The organism is Amycolatopsis lexingtonensis, assembly GCF_014873755.1.
Classification (GTDB): domain Bacteria; phylum Actinomycetota; class Actinomycetes; order Mycobacteriales; family Pseudonocardiaceae; genus Amycolatopsis; species Amycolatopsis lexingtonensis.
On sequence record NZ_JADBEG010000001.1, the window covers coordinates 9,041,752 to 9,056,786 of the forward strand.

The 15,035-nt window shown below is 68.0% G+C and carries 16 protein-coding genes; 11 read left to right on the forward strand and 5 right to left on the reverse strand.

Annotated elements, in window-relative coordinates; genetic code table 11:
• Positions 1–34: 34 nt before the first annotated feature.
• The 3 genes from H4696_RS42235 to H4696_RS42245 all read left to right on the forward strand — a co-directional run bounded on the left by H4696_RS42235 (position 35) and on the right by H4696_RS42245 (position 4,673).
• Positions 35–400: a hypothetical protein gene (locus H4696_RS42235; RefSeq protein ID WP_143265227.1), complete on the forward strand. Its 366-nt coding sequence runs from the start codon at positions 35–37 to the stop codon at positions 398–400.
• A complete protein-coding gene (locus H4696_RS42240; protein WP_086862633.1) occupies positions 397–687 on the forward strand; it encodes a hypothetical protein in 291 nt (96 codons plus the stop codon). Before H4696_RS42235 ends, H4696_RS42240 begins: the two co-directional genes overlap by 4 nt.
• A 788-nt stretch (positions 688–1,475) precedes the next feature.
• Positions 1,476–4,673, forward strand: coding sequence for a hypothetical protein (locus H4696_RS42245; protein WP_143265228.1), 3,198 nt, complete (start codon positions 1,476–1,478; stop codon positions 4,671–4,673).
• 578 nt (positions 4,674–5,251) lie between these two features.
• Here H4696_RS42245 and H4696_RS42250 read toward each other — a convergent pair.
• From H4696_RS42250 to H4696_RS42265, 4 genes are all read right to left on the reverse strand, one after another.
• Positions 5,252–5,560 carry a hypothetical protein gene (locus H4696_RS42250; protein WP_192782823.1) on the reverse strand — a complete coding sequence of 103 codons (309 nt, stop codon included), beginning with the start codon at positions 5,558–5,560 and terminating at the stop codon, positions 5,252–5,254.
• 384 nt (positions 5,561–5,944) lie between these two features.
• Complete coding sequence (locus H4696_RS42255; protein WP_143265229.1) at positions 5,945–6,661, reverse strand: DUF2637 domain-containing protein; 717 nt, start codon at positions 6,659–6,661, stop codon at positions 5,945–5,947.
• A gap of 64 nt (positions 6,662–6,725) precedes the next feature.
• A complete protein-coding gene (locus H4696_RS42260) occupies positions 6,726–6,935 on the reverse strand; it encodes a hypothetical protein (protein ID WP_086862637.1) in 210 nt (69 codons plus the stop codon).
• Positions 6,932–7,111 carry a hypothetical protein gene (locus H4696_RS42265; RefSeq protein ID WP_143265230.1) on the reverse strand — a complete coding sequence of 60 codons (180 nt, stop codon included), beginning with the start codon at positions 7,109–7,111 and terminating at the stop codon, positions 6,932–6,934. Before H4696_RS42265 ends, H4696_RS42260 begins: the two co-directional genes overlap by 4 nt.
• Positions 7,112–7,261: 150 nt before the next feature.
• Here H4696_RS42265 and H4696_RS42270 point away from each other — a divergent pair, with 150 nt between their 5' ends.
• On the forward strand, positions 7,262–7,492 hold the full coding sequence (locus H4696_RS42270) for a DUF1653 domain-containing protein (RefSeq protein WP_192782824.1): 231 nt from the start codon (positions 7,262–7,264) through the stop codon (positions 7,490–7,492).
• Positions 7,493–7,495: 3 nt separating this feature from the next.
• Here the strand turns inward: H4696_RS42270 and H4696_RS42275 are convergent, their stop codons facing one another.
• Entirely contained in the window at positions 7,496–8,164 is a 669-nt protein-coding gene (locus tag H4696_RS42275; RefSeq protein WP_086862639.1) for a ribosomal protein L7/L12, read from the reverse strand.
• A gap of 416 nt (positions 8,165–8,580) precedes the next feature.
• On the opposite strand from H4696_RS42275, the gene H4696_RS42280 reads away from it, so the two are divergent.
• The 7 genes from H4696_RS42280 to dhaM all read left to right on the forward strand — a co-directional run bounded on the left by H4696_RS42280 (position 8,581) and on the right by dhaM (position 14,970).
• Positions 8,581–9,357 carry a hypothetical protein gene (locus H4696_RS42280; RefSeq protein ID WP_086862653.1) on the forward strand — a complete coding sequence of 259 codons (777 nt, stop codon included), beginning with the start codon at positions 8,581–8,583 and terminating at the stop codon, positions 9,355–9,357.
• 199 nt (positions 9,358–9,556) lie between these two features.
• A complete protein-coding gene (locus H4696_RS42285; protein ID WP_086862640.1) occupies positions 9,557–11,254 on the forward strand; it encodes a sodium:solute symporter family protein in 1,698 nt (565 codons plus the stop codon).
• A gap of 10 nt (positions 11,255–11,264) precedes the next feature.
• On the forward strand, positions 11,265–11,549 hold the full coding sequence (locus tag H4696_RS42290) for a hypothetical protein (protein WP_086862641.1): 285 nt from the start codon (positions 11,265–11,267) through the stop codon (positions 11,547–11,549).
• Positions 11,550–11,596: 47 nt separating this feature from the next.
• Positions 11,597–12,604 carry a DUF3558 domain-containing protein gene (locus tag H4696_RS42295; RefSeq protein WP_249027099.1) on the forward strand — a complete coding sequence of 336 codons (1,008 nt, stop codon included), beginning with the start codon at positions 11,597–11,599 and terminating at the stop codon, positions 12,602–12,604.
• A gap of 67 nt (positions 12,605–12,671) precedes the next feature.
• Positions 12,672–13,673: a dihydroxyacetone kinase subunit DhaK gene (dhaK, locus tag H4696_RS42300; RefSeq protein WP_086862643.1), complete on the forward strand. Its 1,002-nt coding sequence runs from the start codon at positions 12,672–12,674 to the stop codon at positions 13,671–13,673.
• Positions 13,673–14,302, forward strand: a complete 630-nt coding sequence (gene dhaL, locus H4696_RS42305; RefSeq protein ID WP_086862654.1) for a dihydroxyacetone kinase subunit DhaL — start codon at positions 13,673–13,675, stop codon at positions 14,300–14,302. Before dhaK ends, dhaL begins: the two co-directional genes overlap by 1 nt.
• Positions 14,299–14,970, forward strand: a complete 672-nt coding sequence (gene dhaM, locus H4696_RS42310) for a dihydroxyacetone kinase phosphoryl donor subunit DhaM (RefSeq protein WP_086862644.1) — start codon at positions 14,299–14,301, stop codon at positions 14,968–14,970. The genes dhaL and dhaM overlap by 4 nt, the downstream gene beginning before the upstream one ends.
• The last annotated feature ends 65 nt before the right edge of the window (positions 14,971–15,035 follow it).

The window sequence follows — 15,035 nt, forward strand, 5'->3', positions numbered from 1 at the left end:
CCGCCGGTGGTGGGCAGCGCAGGAACACCCGCCAGTGGACGACCCGTTGCGGGAGCTTCAGCTCCTGACCGGCGAGCTACTGGCGTGGAAGGACCTGCTCCGTACCCGCATCGGGGAGCTGACCACCATCGGATACCGGGGTATGACCTCGGAGCAGGTCCGGGCTGAGGTCCAGCTCTACCGCGACGCCGTCACTCAGCTGGGCTCCCTGCTCACCTCCATCGCCAAGCTCCGCATCGACGAGCGGCTGTGCGAGATCGAACACACCAAGGCTGTGGCTCTCGCAGCTGCCGTTGAGGCCGCCGTCGCTGAGGTCGGACTGCCGGCCGCCGACGCACGCCGTGCCCGCCTCGCTGTGGTACGCCACCTGCGGGCCGTAGAGGACGGAGAGGCCGCGTGACTGACTGGATCGACCGACTGGCCGGGGAGCTTGATCCACTGCCCCCACGGCCCACTGAGGCCGATGTGCTGGGACCTCTGACGGTCATGAACCTGATCCGCCGCGCCAAGGGGGAGCGGGAGCTGACGCCGGACGAGGCGATGGCTGACGCTGTGCGCTTCTGGGAGCGCCTGTGCGCGGACCCGGAAGTGCGGGAGCGTCACGACGCCTGGCTTGCAGACCTGATCGCGAAGGCGCGAGCAGCGTCGGAAGCGGACGAGGCCGCCATGCGCCGTGGGAACGTCTAGCGTTTGCGTCCGCGGGTTGGTGCCTTGCCAGCTGCCCACCGCTCCAGGTCGTCGCGGTGGATTTTCCGGCGGCCGTTGCGGACACGCTGCTCGCTCTTCAGGCCCGACTTGCCGTTCGTCTCGTCCCACTCGCGGCAGGCTCGGAGGATGGTGTCCTTATGACACCGGATCCAGTCGGCCGCTTCCCGCGGAGTCAGCCACGGCGTGCTCGTCTCAGCGTCCATGAGTTGATCACGCCTCGACTGACGGAAGTCTGCTCGCCGTATCACCCCTTTGGTGGGTGAACCTGTCTGTGCACGCACAGCAAGAAGCCCCCAGGGTGTCCATTCCCCGGGGGCTTCTTTGGGCGCTTCACCACAAAGCATCGACCACCCCCATTATAGCACGTCAAATGGTATAATCAGGGAGCATTGACCACACAACTGAATGCTAGCTAGCGGTTCCGGCCGACGAGTCGGGAAGCCCTCGGGACAGAGGGTAGACCCGGCCTTGAAATGCGAGTGTCCGGGAAGCCGCGAATGGTGTGACGCCCGCCTCAGCGGGTGCCTCGGGAGAGAAGCCAAGCCGACACGAGAAAGACCCATGGGTCTGTGTCGCCGGCGTTCCCGAACGAGGGAGTCCACCTCGAATGGCAACCGCTGACGCGCCGCTACGGCGCCTCTCCGGGGACACGTCAGTCCCCACACCCGCCGAGCTGGCAGCAATGTTCCAGCTCGCCCTCTTCCGCCGACGCCTCGCGGCACAACGCCCCCGCCTTGCGTGGACCACCGTGACTGGTGGTGGTCGCAATGCCTGAGGGCTTCCGCATCGCCTCGGCCTATGTCTCCGTGCACCTCGAAGACAACACCGAGGCTGACGAGCGCCGCATCCGCCAGCGCCTTGAGCGCGGCAACGGCATTCACATCAAGACCGTCCTCGACGACCCCGATGGGATCGAGAAGGTCAAAGAGCGCGTCCGCCGGTCCTCCCCGGCGAAGCTCCCGGTCGAGGCTGATAACCCGATCGACGACGCCTGGCGATCCAAAATCCGCGCCAGCATCAAGCGCACCGCCGCTGACTCGCTGAAGATCCCCGTCGACCCGGAAACGGAAGGGTTCCGCCGCAACCTCAACGCGGTCCTCCAAGAGGTCGAGAAAGGCCTCAAAGCGGAGATCCCGGCCGACCTGGACAAGGCAGCCGAATTCAAGGCTGAAGTGCAGATGCTGGCTCATCTCGCCAGCGAAGAGGTCAAGGTCCGCATCCCCGTCGAGATCGACGGCGACACGGCCGACTCGGAGGCTGAGAAGGTCGCACGCCGCATCAACGGCCGGTTTAACGCCCTTGCCTTCGCTGGCCTGTCCGCTGGGCTACCTGCCGCTGCCGCGGTTGGGGCGGCGGCCACGGTTGCGGCGCTGTCCATCGTGCCGGCCGCGTTCGCTGCCATCGGCGCTGCCGCGCTCAAGAACGACGACGCCGTCAGTGACTCGTTCAAGAGCCTCAAGTCGTCGGTGGTCGCCGACACACAGTCAATGGCCACTGTCCTCCGTGGTCCGTTACTTGAGGCGTCTGCCGACCTGAAGGCCGCCTTCAACCGTCTACGACCGGAGATCCAGCAAGCCTTCACAGGGTCCGGTCCCGCGGTCGAGGAACTGACGGGGTCGGTGACTGACCTTGCCGAGAACGCGATGCCTGGCATGGTCACCGCGATCTCGAAGAGCCAGGGGGCGCTAGAAGGGTTCCGGTCGTTCACCGGCCAGGTCGGGGCAGGCGTCTCCGACATGCTGATCAACATGTCGCGGGGCGCCGACGACGCCGGCCGATCCATGACGATCTTCGGGAACATCTCCCGCGACCTACTCGGCTTCGTTGGGGCTCTGGCTGCCCAGCTTGCCACTGCCCAAGGACCGTTGACGAACCTGCAAGCTGGCTTGCAGCAGGCTGAAAGCGCGGTCCTGAAGCTCACCTCGACTGGCGGGGCCGCAACATCGTTCCTGACCGGATTCGGGTCCGCTGCGACGGGGGCGCTCACCCTGGTGAACGCGCTCGCCAGCGCCATCAACGTGCTGCCCGCAGACGTGGTGAAACTGGGTGGGGCTTTCGCGGCTAGCGCGATGATCCTCAACAAGTTCGGTGTCGACGCCGGCGCCGGATTCAAGGGCCTCGGAGAGAAGATCAAGGCAGCCGATGGCGCAGGGGGCAAGTTCAAGACGACCATGTCGGGCCTCGCCGGAGGTGTGTTCAACCCTGCTACCGCCGCGACGGCCGGCCTTGGGGTTGCACTGGCTCTGATGGGGCAGGATGCGGAGCGGGCAGCCCACGCCTCTGCCACGCTGGCCGCGTCGCAGCAGACCTTCACGCAGGCCCTGCGGGAGTCCAAGGGCGCCATCGACGACAACGTTCGTGCTTCGGTCGCTCAGGACCTCGCTCAGAAGACCATCAACGGCAACTCCAAGTCGTTGCTGGACTTCGCCAAGCAGTTCGGTGTCGCGCTCCCGCAGGTGACATCCGCGGTGCTGGGTGAGTCTGGTGCGCTCGAGGGTGTTAACCAGCAACTCGACGCCTACGCGAAGGCCAACCCAGACGCCGCAACGACCGTCGCCGCGCTGAAAGCCGCCATTGCTTCGAAGGGCATCGCGTTCCGGGACAGCACGGATGCTGTGTCCGCGGAGGCTTCTGCGACCGATCAGTCGACTGCCGCGCAGAACCGCAGTCGAGACGCGGTCAACAAGCTCACGCAGGCGATCTACGAACAGCAGAACGCGCAGCTTGGGTACCGCGGTGCGGTGCTCAACTCTAAGCAGGCCGTAGACGACTTCGGCAAGGTTTCGAAGGACGCGAAGGCCACTGAGGACGATAAGGCGCAGGCGCTGTTGCGGGTAGAGCAGGCGTTCGCCTCGCAGGAGCAGGCCGCGTATCAGGCTGCTTACGCGAACTCGACATCGAAGGACGCTGCGGTCCGCACGTCTGAGGCGTTGGCCGCTCAGCGGCAGGAGACGGTCAACCTGGCGAACGCGTTCCAGGGCGTGCTACCGCAGAGCCTTCAGCAGACGATCGGGAAGATGTCGGCCACTGAGGCGCAGGCCGCTGGCCTGAAGCTCAAGGTCAACAACCTGGGTACCGCGGTGTACGAGCTGCCCAATGGCAAGCAGATCGTGATCACGTCCAATGCGGATCAGCAGGCCGCTGCGATGGCGAACCTCCGCGACAAGATCAACCAGATTCCGACGAACAAGAAGTCGACCGTCGAGATCGTCACGATTTACAAGACCGTTGGCACTGCCGCGGTACGCACTGGCGCCAACTCGCCGGACGTGTACCTGTACGGCCCGCACAGCGCTGGTGGTGGCCTGCCCAGTCAGGGCAAGATGAAGCGCTTTGCTTCGGGTGGTCCGACCGTTGTGGACGCCAGTGCCGGCGGCCTGCTCAAGGGTCCGGGGACGGGCACGTCGGATGACATCCTGACCCTGTTCTCGAACGGCATGATCGGGAAGACCTCCGATGAGGAGTTCGTGGTCAACGCTGAGCAGACCGCGAAGTGGTATCCGCTGCTCGTGGCGATCAACAAGGGGCTCCGCGGGTTCGCCGATGGTGGTCTCGTCCGGGCTGAGGACGGCACGATGGTTCCCCCGTCGTTCTACGACAAGGCCCCGTCTGGTCCGCACGCGATCTACTCGGCTCAGGGGTTCGCGAAGCTGAAGGCTCGCGCTGCCGCTAACGGCTTCGGGTCGTTGTCGGCGTTCGACCAAGCCCAGCTGCGGACCTACGGCGGCTACGCCGTTGCCAGCTCGACAAGTGCGGTCACGGCGGTTGCCCCGACGCTCTTCCGGAAGTTCAAGGGTGAGCTTCCGCTCAACGTCAACTCGGTTACACCCGTTGGCAGCGGGACAACGAGCCAAACCCGGGAACCGACGGTGGTCAACATCTACCAGTCCATCTACACGATGGACCCGACCGCCGCCGCGCACAAGGCCGCCAGCGATATCGCTTGGCAGCTCCGCAACCGGTAGCCAACGAAGAGGCCGGACGCGCCGACCGGGGTAGGGGGTGGGCGCGTCCGGCTCATCTCAGCGTACGCCGAATGCATCATTTACGCACAGTTGCGTCAATCGTCTTCGGGTGGCGTCTGGCGCCCTCGGAGCTGGCTCCGAAGCTCCTGTAAGTCCCACCGTGCGTGTCCACCAGGCGTCACGACGGCTGGTGTCACGAAGCCGGCCTGCCACCACCTGACCAGTGTGCCGCGATCGATGCCGAACTCCTTCGCGGCGACTCCGGTGGACACAAGCTTGGCCATGATCGACACGTTTCCACACGAACGCGTCAGATGCCGCTGACCTGCGACGTTTGCCACGAACAGCTACGAATGCAACGATTACTCGCATGGCAGCGGCCGAACACGTACAGCAAGATCTAGAACGAGTGAAGGCCCCGGAGTCGCTGAAGCGCTTCCGAGCGACCGAAGAAGAGGCCGCGAAGTGGCCGAGTGGCCTGGTCGAGATCCGGACATGCCAGAGCTGCAACGTCGTCTACAAGACGGCCGGACACGCCTGGCGGTGCGAGCACTGGCACGCCGGTCCGTGAGCGTTCACTACTCCTGGTTGGTCCCGTAGTCGTAGCCGCGCTCGTTCTTGCGCGGCTCCAGGATCCGTCGCCAGTCCTCCCCGTTGGCCATGCGCTGCGCCATCCGGATCTCCTCGGCGAGCGTCGCAACGCCAGACATGTAGCCAGCAAGACCGGCCAACCTCTCGTGTAGGCCTCCCTCGTCGGGCATGTCCTGCTCGAACATCGCCCGCATCGCCCGCACCCCTCGCACCACGACCTCGAGGCTGCCGCCGAAGTCGCTCAGGGCCCGGTCCATGCCGACGAGGGTTGTGGTGTCCACGTCCGGCTTCGCCATGGCTGCCGCGTACTGCTCAGCGCCAGCGGTCATCGATCCGGTGTGTGTGCCGGCGCCCCGGGCGGCTAGGTCAGCCGTGCGCGGAGTTCGAGGGGACGGCGGCTTCTGGGTGCGTGCACGTGTCGGTGTAGACGGGGTGGTCATGCCTAGCCTTTCGTCACTCTTTGTCGTTGTTCTGTCGTGTGTGGTCATGGTGGGCACCGTGACCATGATTCCCCGGCGTCTAGGTGTCTCCGCAGGTCACGGAGACATTCGGTGTGTCCGGTCCGGGTGGCTGGTCACCGTGGGCATTTGATCGTCGTTGGCCTGTTTCCGCAGGTCATGGGACGTGGTCACCATGGGCACGCATCGTGGGCACATCGTGACCAGTGCCCACGATGCTGGTCACGATGGCTGCCCACCATGACCAGCTACAGAGCGTGACTTCTTTCGCGGCGTGTTCAGCAGCGCGAAGCCGCACACCGTCATGAGCCCGTCGATCACCAGCGGGCCCACGCCGGCCCCTGCGCCGTCGTAGCCCCAGCTGACCAGGACAGCGTGAATGTGGCCGTAGGAGATGACCGCGGATCCCAGCGCTACGACGGCGACGGCGAGAGTGCCGAATACGCGGCCGTAGGTGTGGCGCCAGCGGACCCGGGAGATGACCTCCACGGAGATGAGCAGAGCGACCGGCCAGACCGCGGCACCGAGCTGTTGGGCGAGCGTTGGTGACCAGTTGGCGCCAGCGCCGCCAGGGTGGATCCAGGCGGCTAGGACGTTGGCGGCGACGCTCACCACGCTGCCGAACACGAACCCCAGGGTAGCCACGAGAAGGCCTCCGCTGGGCTCCTCAAGCGTCAGGGCTGGTGAGTCGCTGGTGGGTGCCTGACCTGCACTGGTGCCGTCCTGGTGGGCCTCTGGTGGCTCGCTGGTGCCCGCTGGTGGTACGGGCTTCTCCAGTGCCGCCAGCGCCTGCTTTACCTGGTGATCAGTCGCGCCAGTGCGGCTCACCAGCGTGGGTCGGCCGGGCGGCTTCTCGCCCCGGCTCTCTGCCTCAGCGAAGATCTGGCGAATCGCCTCCGCCAGTTCCTCGCCAGCTGGTGCGGCCGTAGCCTGTGTCATGGGTCGGAGTCCCTTTCCGATCAAGGTCCCCGCCGGGGTGTGCAACCACCCCTCGGGGACCGCCTTACTTTTCTCGAGGGGTGTATTGCCCTAGTGGCTCGCCGTGGTCCCCGAGCGTGCTCAGGAACAGTTCGTGTAGAGCCACCGAGAAGGCCGCTACGTAGGCGCGGTCAGCCTCGCCACTGGTCTGGTCGTACAGCCGCTGGTGCCCCTCCCGCTGCTGCCGCAGCTTCTCTGCGAAGTCAGCCAGGTCGTATACGTCTGAGTCGGTCACGACTTCACCTTTCGTGCTTCCAGGGCGACAAGGACAGAGCCTGCGAGGGCGACGAGGGCAACCACCCCGAAGGTGACCTTCTCGACGAGGTCGGGTCGAACGAAGGCGCCGATGACGCAGAGGACAGCCGTGATGGCCAGCAACACAGCTGCAAGGGCGACGAGAGATCGCTTCATGACCGGCGGTCGCAGTTGATCACTGGGCTGTTACTGGGGCACGCCGGGGGCGCGATAGCGCCATATGCCCCGGTAATCTCGCATACGCTCCCGTATGATCGAAATAGCCCCTGACCTGGGGTGGACGCGCTGAAGACAGGTAGGGTTTTCATGGGCCTCAGTTCAGGCTGTTCTGAGGTGCGGCCCGGCCGGTACGTCCACTACAAGGGCGGGGAGTACGAGGTGCTGGGCGTGGCCCGGCACAGCGAGACCGAGGAAGAGCTCGTGGTGTACCGGGCCCTTTACGGTGAGCGCGGGTTGTGGGTGCGGCCGAAGGTGATGTTCACCGAGACGGTGGAGACCGGCGACGGCGTGGTGCCGCGGTTCCGCCGGGTGGACTGAGGTTCACAGCAGCTCGACGGCGGCCCCGGCTTTCTCGAGCTCTTCGCGGGCCGCTTCGGCTTGGGAGCCGGGCACCTGCGCCAGCAGGATCGACGGCGTACCGGTCACCAGTTCCTTGGCGTCGAGCAAGCCGATTCCCCGCACGAGACGGCGGACCGCCCGGACGACTTCGACCTGGTGCGCGCCGGCGTCGAGCAGCGCGACGTCGAACCGGTCGCGGCTACGGGCGCGTGCGGGGGCCGCGTCGAGGTGGTTGAGCCGCTCGGCGAACTCCTGGGCCGCCGCGGCTCCGTCCGGGTGCCTGCGGAGGCTGACCGCCCGTTCGAGCGTCGTCCCGGGCCCTTCGACGACGAGGTGCGCTTCGCTCTCGTAGCCCCTCTTCTTGACGGCCAGCGCAAGGAGCCCGAGCAGCAGCACCCGCGGCACGGTGACCCGGCTGTGTTCGGCGCTGCGGATTTCGACCCGCGCGGACAAACCGGCCACCGGGTGGTGCAGCGCCCGGTCTCCGGTGCCCTCGACGACGGCGGTCCGGGTCAGCCGCAGGCCTTCGAAGACCGCGATGACTCCCTCTTCGAGGTCCGCGCCCGCCAGCGTCGCGGAACGCATCACCTTCACCCCCACCGCGCCGGCGATGATCGCGAGGAGGAGTACTACGACGGCCCACGGTGACATCCGGGCTCCCTTCGGCGGCGGCCTACGGCACCCGGAGTCGCCGTGCCGTGCTCCGGCGTTACGGCGGGCGCGGTAATCGTTCTCCGCGCCGATACCGGATCGATGCCGAATTCCGGTATCTGATTCCGGCTCGATTACTCCGCAAGGAAATCATTGACGCGATCGGCCGCGGCGCTGTGACCAGGTCTTTTATTCGCCTGATTCCTGCGCTGTTCGGGTGAGTCCGGGATCTTATTCCCCGTGCGCGTGGGACACTCGATTCGAGGGGTTCCGCCGGTGCGTCCGGCGTGGCCGGAGGGTGGTGCGCTCGGCCGTCTTTCTTTGTCGTGCCAACGTTTGAGTCCGCCTTCGAGCTCGTCGTGCGCATGCTCGCCGGCCGGTGTGCGCGCGTTTTCGCCCGCACGGAGGAGGAAGTCATGCGTTATCGCCCACTCGGTTCCGATCCGGCCGACCCGCGGCTGGGCCGGTTCATTCCGGACGACTGGCGGCACGTGGAAAGGTACCCGCTGTCCGCGCTCGCCGCCGACGACCGGCCGACCCGGGCGCCCGTCGTGATCGGGGTCAACTGGTACTCCGCGTTCGACAAGCCGGAGAAGGACGAGACCTCCGGCGAGTTCTTCATCGCGAGGGCCGGCGTGAAGCACCTCGGCCGGGTCCGCGGCGGGCACTGCGTGTGCCTCGAGCCGGGCGGGACGCCGGACACCGACGCCTGGTACGCGTTCTACGACCAGGGCCGCGAGGGTGCCTGTGTCGGGTTCGGTTGGTCGCGGTGCATGTCGATCTTCAACGGCAGCGAGTACACCGCCCGCTGGCTGTGGGACGCGGCCAAGAAGCGCGACGACTGGCCCGAGACCAACCCCGGCGACGACAACGGCACGTCCGTCCGCGCCGCGGCCGAGGTGCTCGCCGAGGCGGGGCACGTCCTGTGGGACGACTCCTACGCGAGCGACGACTGGCAGCAGCGCGAGCAGTACACCCCGGAAGCCAAGCAGGGCATCAAGGCGTTCCGCTGGGCCAAGTCGGTCGACGACGTGCACGCCGTGCTCGGCAACCCGCGTGCCGACGAGCTCGGCGCCGTGCCGATCCTCAACTCCTGGGGCCCGGGCTACCCGCACCGGACCTACCTGCCCGACGCCGTGCTCGCGCGGCTGATCGACGAAGAAGGTGAGATCGCCGTCCCGACCGACCGGTGATCGGCTGCCGCTCCCGCGGTGCGTGAAACAGAGGGCGCGTTTTCCCTGGTAGTGACCAGGGGGGACGCGCCCTCCGGCCACTTTGGACAGGTCAGCGTGCCGACCCTGAATCCATGCAGTACTGTCCGGATCCGACGGGACCGTGGTGATTCCTGTCGGATATTGTCCACTTTTTGGAAGACAGTGCGGGAGGTGGGTCGTGCTCGTCCTAGCCGATGCGAACCTGCGACTCGATGCGAGCGCGATCGACTACATCGAGCTGGCGTTCTACTTCGTGCTGGTGCTCGGCATCGGGTACCTGGCGCGGCGGCAGGTGTCCAGCAGCCTCGACTTCTTCCTGTCCGGCCGGTCGCTGCCCGCGTGGGTCACCGGCCTGGCGTTCATTTCGGCGAACCTCGGCGCGGTCGAGGTGATGGGCATGTCGGCCAACGGCGCCCAGTACGGCCTGCCGACCGTGCACTACTTCTGGATCGGCGCGATCCCGGCGATGCTGTTCCTCGGCATCGTGATGATGCCGTTCTACTACGGCTCCAAGGTGCGCAGCGTCCCCGAGTTCATGCGCCGGCGCTTCGGCAAACCGGCCCACCTGCTCAACGGCATCAGCTTCGCCGCCGCTCAGATCCTGATCGCGGGCGCGAACCTGTTCCTGCTGGCCAGCGTCGTGAACCTGCTGCTCGGCTGGCCGCTGTGGGTGTCGATCATCGTCGCCGCCGCGATCGTGCTCTCCTACACCGCGCTCGGCGGCCTCTCCGCCGCGATCTACAACGAGGTCCTGCAGTTCTTCGTCATCGTCATCGCGCTGGTGCCGCTGACGATCATCGGCCTGGTCAAGGTCGGCGGCTGGGAAGGCCTGGTCGACAAGGTCACCAACAGCCCCGGCGGGTCCGCGCAGCTGCACTCCTGGCCCGGCGACAACCTGACCGGCTTCGGCAACAGCATCCTGTCGGTGCTGGGCATCGTGTTCGGTCTCGGCTTCGTCCTCTCGTTCGGCTACTGGACGACGAACTTCGTCGAGGTCCAGCGCGCGATGGCGTCGAAGAGCATGTCCGCCGCCCGCCGGACGCCGATCATCGGCGCCTTCCCGAAGATGCTGGTCCCGTTCATCGTCATCATCCCCGGCATGATCGCCGCGGTCAGCGTGTCCGAGTACGTCAAGGACAAGCAGGTGCTGCTCGACGGCGGCAAGGCCGAAAGCGGCGTCACGTTCAACAACGCCCTGTTGCTGCTCATGCGCGACCTGCTGCCGAACGGCATGCTCGGCATCGCCATCGCCGGTCTGCTGGCGTCGTTCATGGCGGGCATGGCGGCGAACCTGAGCTCGTTCAACACCGTCTTCACGTACGACATCTGGCAGACGTACGTGAAGAAGGACAAGCCGGACCACTACTACCTGAACCTGGGCCGCGTGGTGACCTCGGGCGGCACGATCCTGGCGATCGGCACCGCGTTCATCGCGTCGAACTCCGGCAACATCCTGAACTACCTGCAGGACCTGTTCTCGTTCTTCAACGCGCCGCTGTTCGCGACGTTCATCCTGGGCATGTTCTGGAAGCGGATGACCCCGCACGCCGGCTGGAGCGGCCTGCTCCTCGGCACCGCGTCGGCCGTCACCGTCTGGGGCCTCTCCCAGGCCGGGGTGCTGGGCCTGACCGGCCAGGGCATCAGCTTCGTCGCCGCCGGGACCGCGTTCGTCGTCGACATCGTGGTGAGCGTCGTGGTGTCGCTGGCCACCAAGCCGAAGCCGGACGAGGAGCTCGTCGGGCTGGTCTACTCGCTCACCCCGCGCGACTCGCTCAAGCACGACGACACCGGCGAGAACGCGGGCTGGTACCGCAAGCCGGGCCTGCTCGCGGGCATCGTGCTCATCCTGACCATCGCCCTCAACGCCATCTTCTAGGGAGGCACGCATGGCTACCGAGTCCGGCGCACGGCCGCACAAGGCAGGCGCCTTCGACATCCGGCTGATCATCGCCCTGCTGATCGGTGTCTACGGCGTGATCCTCACGGTGATGGGCATCGGGTTCACCACCGACGCGGAGATCCAGAAGGCGGCGGGCGTCAACATCAACCTGTGGGCCGGCATCGGCATGCTGGTCGTCTCCGCGCTCTTCATCATCTGGGCGAAGGTGCGGCCGCTCGTCGTCCCGGCTTCGACCGAGACGGAAGACACGGCGCCCGCCGCGGGCGAATAGCCGGGTTGTCCGGACAACGGCGCGAAGGTACGGCTACCGTGCATCGCGTGTTCCTTGACGCTCGGCGCCGCCGTCTCCCGAAGCTGTTCCTGCTGGTCATCGCCCTCGCGCTGCCGCTGACCGCGTGCGGGCAGGACCTCGGCCGGTCCAACTTCGGCCGCACCACGGTGCCCGCGTCGGCCGCCGCTACCGGCCAGACCACCGATGGGCCGATCACCGACGCCGCCGTGGCGGCGAACGCGCTGCGCACGATCAAGCCGTGCCAGTTCCTGACCAAGGACACCCTCGGCGGGCTCGGCCTCGGCACGGTCGAGGAGGATCCGTCGCCGTCGTCGATCGCCTTCGACACCTGCAGCAACAAGGTGAAGGACCCCGGCGGCAAGGACATGCGGCTCGAGGTCAAGGTCGGGAGCACCCTGCTGCCCCGCGCCGACAAGACGACCGGCCAGGTCGGCGGGCTGCCGCTGCGCGTCGACAAGGCCGACGACAGCGACTGCCTGGTCGCGGCGATGACGGCGCTGAACCCGGACCTGGCGATCACCGTGTCGGTCAGCTACGCCGGCGACCCGTGCCGCCCCGGGCAGGCGCTGCTGGAGGCGGCCGTCCAAAAGGTGCACGACTCGCCGGAGAAGTACTCGACGCCGACGGGCACCGTGCTGACCGCCGACCCGTGCGCGATGGCCGACACCTCGGTGGTGGCCTCCGCCGTGCCGTCGGCGAAGTCCGCGCCCGCGGGGCTGCACTCCTGCGAGTGGAAGAGCAACGGCACGGATCCGACGATCACCGTGAAGTTCCTGCCGGGGCTGCCCCCGATCGTCGGCGACGGTTACTCCAAGGTGGACATCGGGGGCGGCGTCACCGCCTACCAGAAGCAGACGAGCACGAGCTCGTCGCGGTGCACGGTGGAGTGGCAGCACCGGCCGTGGCAGGGCGACGACGTCGAACTGGCCCAAGTGGACTACAGCAGCTACGCCGCCGAAGCGAGCAGCGACAACCCGTGCGGCAAAGCGGTGGACGTCGCCAAGAACGTCGTCACGAAGCTCCCCAAACCCTGACCTGGCGGTGCGCCGCGCGGCGAGGTAGGAAGGGGGCACCCCACCCGCCGATGTGCCGGAGGTTGCCGTGAAGAAGATCATCAACGATCCGGCGAACGTGGTCGCGGAGTCGCTGCGGGGGCTCGCCGCCGCGCACTCCGACGTCCTGCGCGTCCAGTACGACCCCGATGTCGTGGTCCGGGCCGACGCGCCGGTCGCGGGCAAGGTCGCCGTGATCTCCGGCGGCGGGTCCGGGCACGAACCGCTGCACGGCGGGTTCGTCGGACCCGGCATGCTCGCCGCCGCCGTCCCGGGCGCCGTGTTCACCTCCCCGACGCCGGACGCCGTGCAGGCCGCCGTCACCGCGACCACCGGCGACGCGGGCGCGCTGCTGATCGTGAAGAACTACACCGGTGACGTGCTGAACTTCGAGACCGCCGCCGAGCTGGCCGCGGCCGAGGGCCTCGAGGTGCGCAGCGTCGTGATCGACGACGACGTCGCGGTCAAGGACTCGACCTACACCGCCGGCCGCCGCGGGGTCGGCGGGACGGTGCTGCTGGAGAAGATCACCGGCGCCGCCGCCGAACGCGGTGACTCGCTCGACGCCGTGACCGCGCTGGCGGAGAAGGTGATCGGCCAGGTGCGGTCGATCGGCGTCGCGCTGACCGCGCCGACCGTGCCGCACGCCGGCACCCCGAGCTTCGACCTCGACGACGGCGAAATCGAGTTCGGCATCGGCATCCACGGCGAGCCCGGCCGCGAGCGGATCCCGCTCGAACCGGCCGACGCCCTGGTGGCGCGGATGGTCGAGGCCGTCGTCACGGACCTGCCGTTCGCCTCCGGCGACCGCGTCCTGCTGTTCACCAACTCGATGGGCGGCACCCCGCTCGTCGAGCTGTACCTGGCGCACGGCATCGCCGAGCGGCTGCTGGCCGAGCGTGGGATCGTGGTCGAACGCCGGCTGGTCGGCCCGTACATCACCAGCCTCGAGATGCAGGGGATGAGTCTGACGTTGCTCAAACTGGACGACGAGCTGACCGAGCTCTGGGACGCCCCGGTCGAAACCGCGGCGCTGCGGTGGGGGCGCTGATGACCTGCAAGGCAGAGGGGGTCGCGGCGGCCGTGCGCGCCGCCGCCGCGGTGGTCGCCGAACACCGCGTGGAACTGATCGACCTCGACCGCGCGATCGGCGACGGCGACCACGGCGAGAACATGAACCGCGGGTTCGCGGCCGTCGTCGCGGCGCTCGACGCGGGCGCGCCGGACACCCCGGGCGGGGTGCTGAAGCTCGTCGCGACGACGCTGATCTCCAAGGTCGGCGGCGCCGCGGGCCCGTTGTACGGCACGGCTTTCCTGCGGGCGTCGGCCAAGCTGGGCACCGCCACCGACCTCGACGTCCCGGCGCTGCTGGAGGCGCTGCGCGCCGGCCTGGAAGGCGTCCAGGCCCGCGGGAAGGCCGTCTGCGGCGACGCGACCATGGTCGACGCCCTGATCCCCGCGGTTTCGGCCGCGGAGAAGGCGGCCGAAGAGGGCGGCGACATCGCCGCCGTGCTGACCGCCGCGGCCGACGCGGCCGACCGCGGGGCGGAGTCCACAGTGGACCTGGTGCCGCGCAAGGGACGGGCGTCCTACCTCGGTGAGCGCGCGGTGGGACATATGGACCCCGGTGCCCGGTCGTCGGCGCTGCTGCTGCGCGCGTTCGCGGAGGCCGCCCGGTGAGCGTGGGGATCGTGCTCGTTTCGCACAGCGCCAAACTCGCCGAAGGCCTGGCCGAACTGGCCGCCCAGATGGCGCCGGACGTCACCATCGTGCCGGCCGGCGGCCTCTCCGACGGCTCGATCGGCACGGACTACGACGAGGTCGTCGCGGCCACCCAGCGCGCCGACCGCGGCGACGGCGTCGTGCTGCTCTACGACCTCGGCAGCGCGCAGATGACCGCCGAGCTCGCCGTCGAATCGCTGGCCGACCCCTCCGCGGCCATCGTCGCGGACGGCCCGCTGGTCGAGGGCGCCATCGCCGCGGCCGTGGCGGCCCAGGCGGGAGAAGGGCGCAAGGCGGTGGCCGCGGCCGCCGCGGCGGCCGGGATCCCCGAGGACCTCGAGCCCGCCGAGCCCACGGCGGGCGGCGCCGAGGTCGAGCTGGAGCTGCGCAACGACGTCGGGCTGCACGCGCGGCCCGCCGCGGTGCTGGTGCGCACGCTTAGCGCGTTCGACGCCGAAGTCACCGTCCGGCTCGGTGACCAGGAGGCCGACGGCCGCAGCGTGCTGGCCCTGATGTCGCTCGGCGCCCGGCAGGGTGACCGGATCCTCCTGCGGGCGAGCGGCCCGCAGGCTTCGGCGGCCTTGGCGAAGGCGAAAGAGCTGGTGGACGGCAATTTCGGCGAATAAGGCGGTTTCGCCGACCGGGTGACTTGAGCGCTACTGACTCGATTCCGTCTGGGCTTCGCGTGGTC